At 70.9% G+C, this 11018-nt stretch carries 12 protein-coding genes; 9 read left to right on the top strand and 3 right to left on the bottom strand.

Annotation, left to right across the window (positions count from 1 at the left end):
• The first annotated feature begins 165 nt into the window (after positions 1-165).
• The 8 genes from AB0D44_RS30475 (at position 166) to AB0D44_RS30440 (ending at position 6828) form a co-directional block, all read left to right on the top strand.
• Positions 166-819 carry an HAD family hydrolase gene (locus tag AB0D44_RS30475; RefSeq protein WP_362596862.1) on the top strand — a complete coding sequence of 218 codons (654 nt, stop codon included), beginning with the start codon at positions 166-168 and terminating at the stop codon, positions 817-819.
• A 43-nt stretch (positions 820-862) separates the two neighbouring features.
• Positions 863-2074, top strand: coding sequence for an MFS transporter (locus AB0D44_RS30470; RefSeq protein ID WP_362596859.1), 1212 nt, complete (start codon positions 863-865; stop codon positions 2072-2074).
• On the top strand, positions 2025-3194 hold the full coding sequence (locus AB0D44_RS30465) for an acetoin utilization protein AcuC (RefSeq protein WP_362596857.1): 1170 nt from the start codon (positions 2025-2027) through the stop codon (positions 3192-3194). Before AB0D44_RS30470 ends, AB0D44_RS30465 begins: the two co-directional genes overlap by 50 nt.
• Before the next feature lie 78 nt (positions 3195-3272).
• The gene (locus AB0D44_RS30460) at positions 3273-4103 is read left to right on the top strand and encodes a phosphatase (RefSeq protein WP_362596854.1); all 831 of its coding nucleotides are present in this window, start codon (positions 3273-3275) and stop codon (positions 4101-4103) included.
• A gap of 114 nt (positions 4104-4217) precedes the next feature.
• Positions 4218-4427: a helix-turn-helix domain-containing protein gene (locus AB0D44_RS30455; RefSeq protein WP_008738568.1), complete on the top strand. Its 210-nt coding sequence runs from the start codon at positions 4218-4220 to the stop codon at positions 4425-4427.
• A gap of 141 nt (positions 4428-4568) precedes the next feature.
• Positions 4569-4667, top strand: a complete 99-nt coding sequence (locus AB0D44_RS30450; protein WP_003948845.1) for an AURKAIP1/COX24 domain-containing protein — start codon at positions 4569-4571, stop codon at positions 4665-4667.
• 95 nt (positions 4668-4762) lie between these two features.
• Positions 4763-5839: an NAD-dependent epimerase/dehydratase family protein gene (locus AB0D44_RS30445; protein ID WP_362596851.1), complete on the top strand. Its 1077-nt coding sequence runs from the start codon at positions 4763-4765 to the stop codon at positions 5837-5839.
• Positions 5839-6828 (top strand): lysophospholipid acyltransferase family protein, encoded by a 990-nt coding sequence (locus AB0D44_RS30440; protein WP_362596848.1) that lies wholly within the window; start codon positions 5839-5841, stop codon positions 6826-6828. The genes AB0D44_RS30445 and AB0D44_RS30440 overlap by 1 nt, the downstream gene beginning before the upstream one ends.
• A 115-nt stretch (positions 6829-6943) precedes the next feature.
• Here the strand turns inward: AB0D44_RS30440 and AB0D44_RS30435 are convergent, their stop codons facing one another.
• The 3 genes from AB0D44_RS30435 to AB0D44_RS30425 form a co-directional block, all read right to left on the bottom strand.
• Positions 6944-8155, bottom strand: a complete 1212-nt coding sequence (locus tag AB0D44_RS30435; protein WP_362596845.1) for a DUF5667 domain-containing protein — start codon at positions 8153-8155, stop codon at positions 6944-6946.
• Positions 8156-8391: 236 nt separating this feature from the next.
• Positions 8392-9207 (bottom strand): ECF subfamily RNA polymerase sigma factor, BldN family, encoded by an 816-nt coding sequence (locus AB0D44_RS30430; RefSeq protein ID WP_362596843.1) that lies wholly within the window; start codon positions 9205-9207, stop codon positions 8392-8394.
• Between the two features lie 418 nt (positions 9208-9625).
• The gene (locus AB0D44_RS30425) at positions 9626-10591 is read right to left on the bottom strand and encodes an HAD-IB family hydrolase (RefSeq protein ID WP_362596840.1); all 966 of its coding nucleotides are present in this window, start codon (positions 10589-10591) and stop codon (positions 9626-9628) included.
• 80 nt (positions 10592-10671) lie between these two features.
• Between AB0D44_RS30425 and AB0D44_RS30420 the strand changes: the two genes are divergently transcribed.
• Positions 10672-10950, top strand: coding sequence for a glutaredoxin family protein (locus tag AB0D44_RS30420; RefSeq protein ID WP_362596838.1), 279 nt, complete (start codon positions 10672-10674; stop codon positions 10948-10950).
• Positions 10951-11018 lie beyond the last annotated feature (68 nt).

Genomic DNA, 11018 nt, shown 5'->3' with positions numbered 1-11018 from the left:
GGACCCTGTGGGAGAGTAGGACGCCGCCGAACAATCATTGCGGAAGCCCCGCACCAGACCCGTAAGGGTCCGGTGCGGGGCTTTTCTGCGTTCACCGCCAGAATCCGTCGGATGCGCGGCATGGGGTACGGATGGATCCGGGTTGACGGCTCGTAGGGTTGGGGGATGGGCTACGACCTCGTCATCTTCGACAACGACGGCGTGCTGGTGGACAGTGAGCCGCTCGCCAACAGCATCCTCGCCGAGTATCTGAGCGAGATCGGCCACCCGACCTCGTACGAGGACTCGCTCCGCGACTACATGGGCGCCGCCGTGCACCGGGTGCACGACCTCGTGCTCGAGCGGACCGGGAAGCGGCTGCCGGACGATTTCGACGAGGCGCTGCACACGAGGACCTTCGCCGCCTTCGCGCGCGAACTGCGGCCGGTGCCCGGGGTGGAGGAGGTGCTCGGTGCGCTGACCGCGCACGGGGTCGGCTACTGCCTGGCCTCTTCCGGGAGTCATGAGCGGATCCGGGTCGGGCACCGGGCGGCCGGGCTCGACGGATGGTTCGAGGAGGAGTGGATCTTCAGCTCCGAGGACGTGGGCCAGGGGAAGCCGGCGCCCGATCTGTTCCTGCACGCGGCCCGGTCGATGGGCGTGGAGCCCTCCCGGTGCGTGGTGGTCGAGGACAGCACGCTCGGGGTGCAGGCGGCACGGGCCGCGGGCATGGACGTGTTCGCGTTCACCACGATGCTGCCCGCCGAGCGGCTCCGTGGGGCGACCGCGTACTTCGGGGACATGAAGCAGCTGCCGGGGCTGTTGCAACTGCCTGTGTGATCGCTCTACCCACGGGTAGCCCCGGGGCCTACGCTGACCCGCCATGACGGATGATGTGCGGCTGCGGCGCGGGCGCAGTGCCCTGGGGTTCGGCTTCTTCGCGCAGGGGGTGGCCTTTGCGCTGCTCGTGACCCGGATCCCGGCCATCCAGGACCGGTACGGGATATCCGACGCGCTGCTGCCCGCTTTCCTCGCCGCCGTCCCCGTCCTCGCCGGGGTCGCCAGTGTGGGCACCGAGCACCTGGTGAAGCGGGTGGCGCCCAGCGCGGTGCTCAGGTGGGCGCAGCCCGTGGTGCTGCTGGCGCTGCTCGGTGTCGGGGCCGGCAGCGAGATGTGGCAGGTGGCGGTGGCCCTGGGGGTGTTCGGGCTGTCGGTGGGCGCCCTGGACGCCTCGATGAACATGCTCGGCGTCAGCCTCCAGCGGCAGTACGGGCGCAGCATCATGCTCGGCTTCCACGCCGCCTACAGTCTCGGCGGGATCGCCGGGGCCTCGGCGGCCTGGGCCGGGGCGCACTGGCATCTGGGCCTGTTGGCGAGCTATCTGCCGGCCGTGGTGGTCCTGGTGCCGCTCGTCCTGCTGGGGAGCCGCAGCTATGTCGACGCGCCCGTCGAGGTGGCACCGGAGAAGGGGTTGGGCGCCGGCGGGTCCAAGCTGCTGCTGCCGCTCTGCCTGGTGATGGCGTGCGCGTACATCGGGGACTCGACGGTGGCGAACTGGAGTGCCAAGTACCTTCAGGACGTGCTGGGCAGTTCCGAGCAGCTGGCGACGGTCCCGTACAACGTCTACATGGTGACCACCCTGATCGGGCGGGCCGTCGGGGACCTGGGCGTACGGCGTTGGGGGCCCGCGGCGGTGGTGCGGGGCGGGACGGTGGTCGCGGCCGTCGGGTTCGCCGTCGTGGCGGCCGCGCCGGGGGCGTGGGTGGGAATGCTCGGCTTCACGCTCCTGGGGATCGGGCTGTGCGTGATCGTGCCGCAGACCTTCGCGGCCGCCGGGAGGCTGTTCCCGGGTGGGTCGGACACGGCGATAGCGCGGCTGAACATCTTCAACTACGTCGGCTTCCTGATCGGGTCGCCGCTCGTCGGCGGGATCGGGGACGCGTGGAGCTACCGCGGCGCGATGCTCGTGCCGATGGTGCTGGTGCTGGTCACGCTGTTCTACGCCCGCTCGTTCGGACCGCGGGACGCCCGATACGGTGTCGGGCATGAGCGGCCGCGGGTTGTTGATGTGGGACGAGGCGGTAACGAAGTATGACTTCGGGCCCGGCCATCCGATGGATCCGGTGCGTCTGGCGCTGACCATGGGCCTGGTGCGCGCCTTCGGGCTGGACCGGGCCATGGAGGTACGGGCGGCCCGCGCGGCCGGGGACTCGACGCTGCGGCTCGTGCACCGGGAGGACTACGTCGCCGCTGTGCACGAGGTGTCGGCGGATCCGGGGGTCGCCGACGGCTCGTACGGGCTGGGGACCATGGACGATCCGGCGTTCCCCGGCATGCACGAGGCGTCCGCGCTGATCGCCGGGCAGTCGGTGGCGGGGGCGGAGGCGGTCTGGCGCGGCGAGGCCGAACACGCCGTGAACTTCGCGGGCGGGCTGCACCACGCCATGCCGGGCGGGGCGGCCGGGTTCTGCGTGTACAACGACGCGGCGCTGGCCATCGCGCGGCTGCTGGAGCTGGGGGCGGAGCGGGTCGCGTACGTGGATGTGGACGTGCATCACGGGGACGGCGTGCAGGCGGCCTTCTGGGACGACCCGCGGGTGCTGACGGTGTCCCTGCACGAGCACCCGCGGACGCTGTTCCCGCAGACCGGCTGGCCGCAGGAGACGGGCGGGGCGGCGGCAGAGGGGTCGGCGGTGAACGTCGCGCTGCCGGCCGGGACCGGGGACGAGGGGTGGCTGCGGGCCTTCCACGCGGTGGTGCCGGAGCTGTTGGCGGATTTCCGGCCGCAGGTGCTGGTGACGCAGCACGGCGCGGACACGCACTTCGAGGACCCCCTCGCCCATCTGGCGGTGTCCCTGGACGCGCAGCGGGCAGTCCAGGAGTCCTGTCACCGGCTGGCGCACGAGTACGCGGACGGGCGGTGGCTGGCGCTCGGCGGCGGCGGGTACGCGGTGGTGGACGTCGTACCGCGGTCGTGGACGCACCTGGTGGCGATCGCCGCGCACCGGCCGGTGGACCCGGTGACGGCGGTGCCGGCGTCGTGGCGGGACGAGGTGTACGCGCGGACGCGGCAGCTGGCGCCGGCGCGGATGACGGACGGGCGCGAGGTGGCGTGGCGGGCGTGGGACGCGGGCTACGACCCTGCGGACCGTACGGATCAAGCCGTCCTCGCCACCCGGCGCGCGGTGTTCCCGCTGCGCGGCATGCTGACCTGATGATGCATCGTTACGCCAACTGTGGGGCGGTTCTGGAGAATTGATGAGCCGCCAGGTGCGGTGCGGCAGCATCGGAGGGTGTTGAGCTCCGGCGCGCTGCGTGCGCATCTGCTGGCCGCCCGGTTGGCCGGGCCCATCGCGACGTCGCGGGAGGAGAGCCTGCGCAGCTACCGGCTGTTCGCGGCGCGCGATCCGCGGGTGCTGCTCGGGCTGGATCCGGAGTGGGCGTGGGGCGAGGGTGACCTGCTGAGGCTGATGGCGGACAAGTGCGGGGTCTCGGCCGATCCGGCGCACGTCAGCGGGCCGGACGTGATCGATCCGGAGCGGACGATGGCCGCGCTGGAGGCCTTCGCGGGGCGGCTGCGGGCGGCGGCCGGGGCGCGGTCGCCCGTGCTGTTCGGGACGGGGCATCCGCACCGGCTCCTGGGTTTCTACGCCGGATTGGCCGAGGCGATGTCGGCGGCGGGCTGTGTCGTCCTCACTCCGGCGCAGGGGGTGAGTGTCGACATGGTGACCCGGTTCGGCGTACGCAGGTACCGCATCGATTACGTACGGGGGGTCGCACTGGTGCGGGAGCCCGGCGCGCGGCCGCCCGGGAGTGCGACCGGCGCACACTCCCATTCGCCGCTGCCGGTCCGGCTCGCACTGGGGGCTCTGGCGGAGGCCGGCGGGCCGTTGCCGGAGTTGGTGGTGGGGGATCACGGGTGGGTCTGCGGTGCTGGTCAGCTCGGTGTGGAGGCGATCGGGCTGGCGGATACGGACGATCCCGCGTTGTTCGTCGGCGAGGCCGAGGGGCGGGTCTCGGTGGCCGTTCCGCTCGATGACGCGGTGCGTGCGGACTACTACCGGCCCCTTACGCGCTATGTGCTCAATCGGGCGAGTCTGACGGGGCGGCAGGAGTGGCCGTAGCTCCTCTTCCCCACTCGTATCACGCGCCCCTACTCTGGGGAGTGAGCGTGCGACGACGAGGAGTAACCGGAGGGGAAGCCGGTGCCCGTCATGCGCGGAAGGTCAAGGTGTGTCATGGCTGCTGGCGAGAGGCCTCTCAGTGAGGTTCAGTTCCTGACCGTGGCGGAGGTTGCCTCGGTGATGCGAGTGTCGAAGATGACCGTGTACCGGTTGGTGCACAACGGTCATCTGCCCGCAATCCGGGTGGGCCGGTCCTTCCGGGTCCCCGAGAACGCGGTCCACGAGTACCTCCGAGAGTCCTATGTGGGGGTGGAGTCGGCCTGAGACTGACGCTCGGGGCGCCCTCGCGACGACGCAGGTGCACTCGGATTACAGGCTCGGAGCTCGGGCGGGTAGGCTAGGCCGACGTAGGTCGTGTGGGCCCAGACGCCCCGCACCAGTGAAGAGAAGTGAGCGAGGGTAGTCGTGGGCTCTGTTATCAAGAAGCGGCGCAAGCGGATGGCTAAGAAGAAGCACCGCAAGCTGCTCAAGCGCACCCGCGTCCAGCGCCGTAACAAGAAGTAAGCGGCAGCTGAACGTGTTTTCCGCAGCCCCTCCACCATTCTGGTGGAGGGGCTGCGGTGCAGCCGGGGGACTTCTTCGAGGGAGGCGCTGAGCTCGTGGGGAAGGTCGTACTCGTCACCGGGGCTGCCCGGCAGCTGGGTGGCCGCTTCGTGCGCCGCATCCAGCGCGACCCGGATGTCGAGCGGGTGATCGCGGTCGACGCGGTGACTCCGCCGCACCGGCTCGGATCGGCCGAGTTCGTCCGTACGGACATCAGGCAGTCGGCGATCGCCCGCGTGCTGGCCGAGCACGCCGTCGACACGGTGGTCCATCTGGCGGTCACCGGGGGCAGTGTGGGGACCGGCGGGGCGCACAGCACCGTCAAGGAAACGAACGTCATCGGGACGATGCAGCTCCTCGGGGCCTGCCAGAAGTCCCCGACCGTCCAGCGGCTCGTGGTGAAGTCCAGTACCAGCGTGTACGGGGGCACCTCGCGCGATCCGGCGGTCTTCACCGAGACCACGCAGCCGAAGTCGCTGCCGGCGGGCGGGTTCGCCAAGGACGCCGCCGAGGTCGAGGGGTACGTACGGGGCTTCGCGCGCAGGCGGCCGGACGTCGCGGTGTGCGTGCTGCGGTTCGCGAACATCCTGGGGCCGTTCGCCGATTCGGCGCTCGCCGAGTACTTCTCGATCCCCGTGATGCCGACCGTGCTGGGTTACGACCCGCGGCTGCAGTTCGTCCACGAGGACGACGTGCTGGACGTGCTGCGCCTGGCGGCGGGGGAGCCGCGGCGGGGGACGCTGAACAGCGGGACCTTCAACATCGCGGGGGACGGCGTCCTGCTGCTGTCCCAGTGTTCGCGGCGGCTGGGGCGGCCGACGCTGCCGCTGCTGCTGCCCGCGGTGACGTGGGTGGGGTCGGCGTTGCGGGCGGTCGGGATCACCGACTTCTCGCCGGAGCAGATAAGGCTCCTCACGCACGGGCGGGTCGTGGAGACCTCGCAGATGCGGGAGGTGCTCGGCTTCGAGCCGATGTACACGACCGCCGAGACGTTCGCGGACTTCGCGCGGAGCCGCGGGGGCGGGCTGCTGTCCCCCGAGCGGGCGGCGCGGGCCGTGGACCGGGTGGCGGCCGTGCTCAAGGTGGACGGCCAGGAGGCCGACGTGGACGCGGTTGAAGGAGCGAAGCGATAGTGGCGGACGCCAAGGTCATTCCGTTCGACGAGGACCGGCCGCGTCGGCGCGTGCCCCGCAAGGTCCGGGCGGTGTCCGCTCCCGAGCCGGTGGCGGATCCGGTGGAGGAGCCGGCGGTGCCGGAGCGGGAGGTGCCGGAGCGGGCGGGCGGCGGCTGGGACCGGCGGATCGCCGGCGGGCTGGCGTTCTTGCGGCGTCGGGTCACCGGGGAGTACGAGGTCGACGAGTTCGGCTACGACAAGGAGCTGACGGACCAGGTCCTGATGTCCTTGATGCGGCCGTTGTTCGACAAGTACTTCCGGGTCGAGGTCAAGGGCATCGAGAACATCCCGGCGCAGGGCGGTGCGCTGATCGTGGCGAACCACTCGGGGACGCTGCCGCTGGACGGGCTGATGCTGCAGGTGGCCGTGCACGACCACCACCCGGCGCAGCGGCACCTGCGCCTGTTGGCGGCGGATCTGGTGTTCATGCTGCCGGTGGTCAACGAGCTGGCCCGGAAGGCCGGTCACACGCTGGCGTGCGCGGAGGACGCGCAACGGCTGCTGGAGGCCGGGGAGCTGGTCGGGGTGATGCCCGAGGGCTTCAAGGGGATAGGGAAGCCGTTCGGGGACCGGTACAAGCTGCAGCGCTTCGGGCGGGGCGGGTTCGTGTCGACGGCGCTGCGTGCGGGGACGCCGATCGTGCCGTGCTCGATCGTGGGCGCGGAGGAGATCTACCCGATGATCGGCAACGCGAAGACGCTCGCGCGGCTGCTGGGGATCCCGTACTTCCCGATCACTCCGACGTTCCCGTGGCTGGGGCCGCTGGGGGCGGTGCCGCTGCCGACGAAGTGGACGATCCAGTTCGGTGAGCCGATCTCCACCGCCGGCTATGCGACGGAGGCGGCGGAGGATCCCATGCTGATGTTCAACCTGACGGACCAGGTGCGGGAGCAGATCCAGCACACGCTGTACAAGCTGCTGGTGCAGCGGCGGTCCGTGTTCTTCTGAGCCCGTGCTTCTTCTGCGCCCGTGGTTCTTCTGAGCACCTGGGTGTGTGGGGCGGCTTGTTGAGCGCAGCGGAAAACGCCGGCGGGCTGTGGCAGCCCGCCGGCGTCTTCGCGTCCTAGTCCGCGTCCTCCGCGTTGATGCCCAGGCCCGGGAGGATGCCCGGGAGGAGCGGCGGGAGGGTGATGTCGGGCTTGGGCTGGTCGGGAGCGCCCGGGGAGGGCGGGGCCGACTGGCCCGCGGGCGGGTTGAGCAGGTCGCCCGTGCCGCCCAGGAGGCCGCCCGGGGTCGGGGGCCGGCTGCTGCTGCCCGAGGGGGACGGCGGCGCCGGGCTGCCCGACGGGGTGCCGGCGGCCGGTGCGGACTGCTGCTTGCCGCTCGGGGTTCCGGGCTTGGCCGGGGCGCCGGGGGAGCCGGTGCCGCGGTTCTGCTCGGGGGGCTTGGGGAGCAGGCTCTGGAGCGGCGCCACGTCTTCGTCTATGGCCTGGAAGACCGATTCCACCTCGCCGCCCACGTCCGTGAGCTGTGCGGGGAGCTTGTCGCGCAGCTTGCCCCACACGTCGCGGTGGGAGCGGGAGAACGAGGACAGCGCCTGGATCGGGCCGAGCTCGCCGTTGCGTTCGTAGGCCGCCTGGAGGAGGCGGTGGCCTTCTCCCGCGTCGTGCTTCACGCCCGCCAGGGCCCGGCGGATCTCGCCCAGGACCTCGTGGTCCAGTACGTTTCCGCCCCGGCCGCGCTCCATCAGCCTGCGGGCTTCCGACAGGCGGTTCGAGGCCTGGTCGAGATAGAGCTCGCCCCGGTCCGAATCGTCGTCGGCCATCCCCAGCTTCAGGTCCTCCATGCCCCGCTTCACGGGGTAGAGGTGGTCACCGGGCAGGGCGTCGGAACTGGCAGCGGCCACTCCGCTGAAGGCCCCCGCGGCCACACCTACGGTGAGACCGCCTGCTGCGATGCCCTTGGACCAGCGGGAGCGGGGCCGCAATTTCCGGAGCGAGGTCGCCCGGTGGGCACCGCGGCCGGTCCGCTGTTCGGGCACCAGAGGGTCCGGGGCGGCACCGCCCCCGGCCCTCTCCTCCAGCACCATGGCCTCCATGGCGGCAACGAGCTGGGCTCGCTGCACCACTTTGACGTCTGGGTCCAGCACTGGGCGCGGCATTCGTTCGCCGAGCACGCTCGCCAGGGCCAACAGCCGGTCGTGGTCGGCAGGTTCGGCAGGTGCCTCGGACTGCTCGGCCGCCGGGTCCGGTTCCGAAAGGTCGGACGGGGTCCGATCCTCCAGGGCCTGGGCGAAGGCGTTCGCCCGCCGGTGCGGAGTCACGTTCGCGATCACTGGCGGCACCTCCTCTCGTCATGACGATCGACTCCCCAGCGTGTCCGGAAGGTTGCCTTCCTTGAGCACATCCACACTTTCGGGTGAGCGGCTTCGGGCAGGGCGTGTCCACAGGGGGTCTGCATTCCGCACAACGAGCGTCGCGGCACTTGGGTTACGGACGAAGGATGATCGGACCACAGCGTCATCGAGGGGTCACCGGATGTATGTGAGTTTGTGTTGATGTGTGGAGGGGGTCAGCGGGCGTCGTCCGGGAGCAGGCGGGCCAGCGTGCGGACCGCCCGGTACTGGAGCGTCTTGATGGCTCCCTCGTTCTTCCCCATGACCCGGGCCGTCTCGGCGACCGAGAGGCCTTGCAGGAAGCGCAGGGTCACGCACTCCTGCTGCTGCGGATTGAGTTTCCGTACGGCCTCCAGCAGGGCCGCGTTGGAGAGGGACTCCAGGACGGAGTCCTCGGGGCTGCGCTCGACCTCGTTGGCGTCGAGCATCTCGCCGGTGGTCACCTCCAGCCGGAAGCGGCTGGACTTGAAGTGGTCGGCCACCAGGTTGCGGGCGATCGTCACGAGCCAGGCGCCGAAGTCGCGGCCCTGCCAGGTGAAGGTGGAGATGCGGCGCAGCGCGCGCAGGAAGGTCTCGCTGGTGAGATCCTCCGCCGTCGCCTTGCCGCCGACGCGGTAGTAGATGTAGCGGTAGACCGTGTCGCTGTACTGGTCGTAGAGGCGGCCGAAGGCCTCGGCCTCGCCGGCCTGCGCGCGTTCGACCAGGTCCATCATGCGGGCCTGGTCGCTGTCCGCGGTGGGGCGGCGGGGGGCGGCCTGGGTGCTCGTGCCGGCGGCGCTGTTCGAGCCCCCGGCCGCGCGTCCTCGTCTGCCCACCGTCGCTCCGCCGTCGGTCAGGGCATAGCAAGGACCGGCCGGGCCGAAGCCGGCAGGGACCGCGGCGGCGAAGGCGGGGACGGCGTACGCGGTGGGGACGAAGCCGCGCAGGTGGTCGAGGACCGTTGCGCGCAGCGTAGCCAGGCCCGAGGCGTCAACCCCGACAGGTGGGTACACGGGACTCCCAGAGGCAGAGCTTCCATCACGTGCAGTGCGGGACCGTTCACCCGTCGTGGCGACAGATGGCCGGTGGCATGCGTTTGAGGAGAATAACGCTTCGTACAGGCAGCGCTACACCCAGTTGCACAAATCACCGGTTCCGACACTTCCGTTGCGTGTCGAGGGCATATTCAGTCGCAGTTGGTGATCGTTTGGTGATCACTTGGGTGCGCGGAATGGACGCTTCCATGGGAGCTCGCGACCGAGTCGGGCATGCCGGAGTGCCGTGCCCCGTCCGGGGGTAGGCCTGGGGGAATGCCCGGTCGGCCGGCGGGCCGAGCGGGGAAGGGGCCGGAGCGGCGCGGGCTCGGAGGCCGGCCCCGGTGCGGGCCCCGGACAGGGGCGGCTTGCGGCCCGGACGGCGGCCGGAGCTCCGCTACTTGCGGCGGCGGTGCAGGGCGATGGCGGCGGCCGCGCCGCCCGCGATCGCGCCGACTCCGGCGGCCGCGGGGACGCCGACCTTCACGGCCTTGCGACCGGTCCGATAGTCGCGCAGCCGCCAGTCATGGGTGCGGGCATGCTTGCGCAGTTTTGTGTCGGGATTGATCGCGTAGGGATGCCCCACCAGCGACAGCATCGGGATGTCGTTGTGCGAATCGCTGTACGCGGCGCAGCGTTCGAGGTCCAGGCCCTCGGCGGCGGCCAGCGCGCGCACCGCCTCCGCCTTGGCGGGGCCGTGCAGCGGTTCGCCGACCAGGCGGCCGGTGTAGATCCCGTCGACGGACTCGGCGACGGTGCCCAGCGCGCCGGTCAGGCCGAGCCGGCGGGCGATGATCGTGGCCGTCTCCACGGGGGCGGCGGTCACCAGCCACACCTTCTGGCCGGCGTCGAGGTGGGCCTGGGCCAGGGCGCGGGTGCCCGGCCAGATCCGCTCGGCCATGTACTCGTCGTAGATCTCCTCGCCGATGGCCATCAGCTCGGAGACCTTGTGGCCCTTGACGATGGACAGGGCGCTGTCGCGGGCGTCCTGCATGTGGTCGGGGTCCTCGACTCCGGCGAGCCGGAACCAGGCCTGCTGCCAGGCGAAGCGGGCGAGCTCGCGGCGGCGGAAGAACTCGCGCTTGTAGAGGCCGCGGCCGAAGTGGAAGATCGCGGCGCCCTGCATGACGGTGTTGTCGAGGTCGAAGAAGGCGGCGGCCAGGTCGTCGCCCGCGACGGGGAACTCCGGCTCCTCCCCTTCCGCCAGGAGGGCCTCGAGATCGGTGTCGAGGTCGACTTCCGCGGGGTGGGGGGCTCCGGCCAGCGCGGTCTTCCGGGCGGCCTCGGCCGAGGCCTCGCCTGCCAGCACGCTCCGCGCGCTTGCGGAGCGTCTACGGGGGGTGAGCCATCCGAGAGCGGCCATGCGGCGAGCATAGCCACTGTGTTCGGGAGTTCTCGAACCGGTGGGAAACGGAGGCGTTAACACTTCGGGAGAATGGGGCCATGAGCCCTTTGTTGCGACGCAAGGAAAAGAAGCGTCCCGCCGAGCGGATGGTGACGCTCGTCGGGAAGCCGGGGTGCCATCTGTGCGATGACGCACAGGAGGTCATCGAGAAGGTGTGCGCGCAGACCGGTGCACAGTGGGAGAAGAAGGACATCTCGCAGGACGAGGAGCTCTACCGGTTGTACTGGGAGCAGATCCCGGTGGTGCTGGTGGACGGCGAACAGCACACCTTCTGGAGGGTGAACCCGGAACGGCTGCGGCGGGTGTTGGAGGGCTGACCCGCATCCCGGTTACCATCATGGGCGATTTGTGGGGTCTGGGGGCGTATCTGTGAGGAGTGTGTACG

This window comes from Streptomyces sp. NPDC048349 (genome assembly GCF_040651925.1).
In the GTDB taxonomy this organism is placed as follows: domain Bacteria; phylum Actinomycetota; class Actinomycetes; order Streptomycetales; family Streptomycetaceae; genus Streptomyces.
The sequence above is the reverse complement of the archived record's forward strand: the minus strand, read 5'-3'. Positions and strand labels throughout refer to the sequence as shown.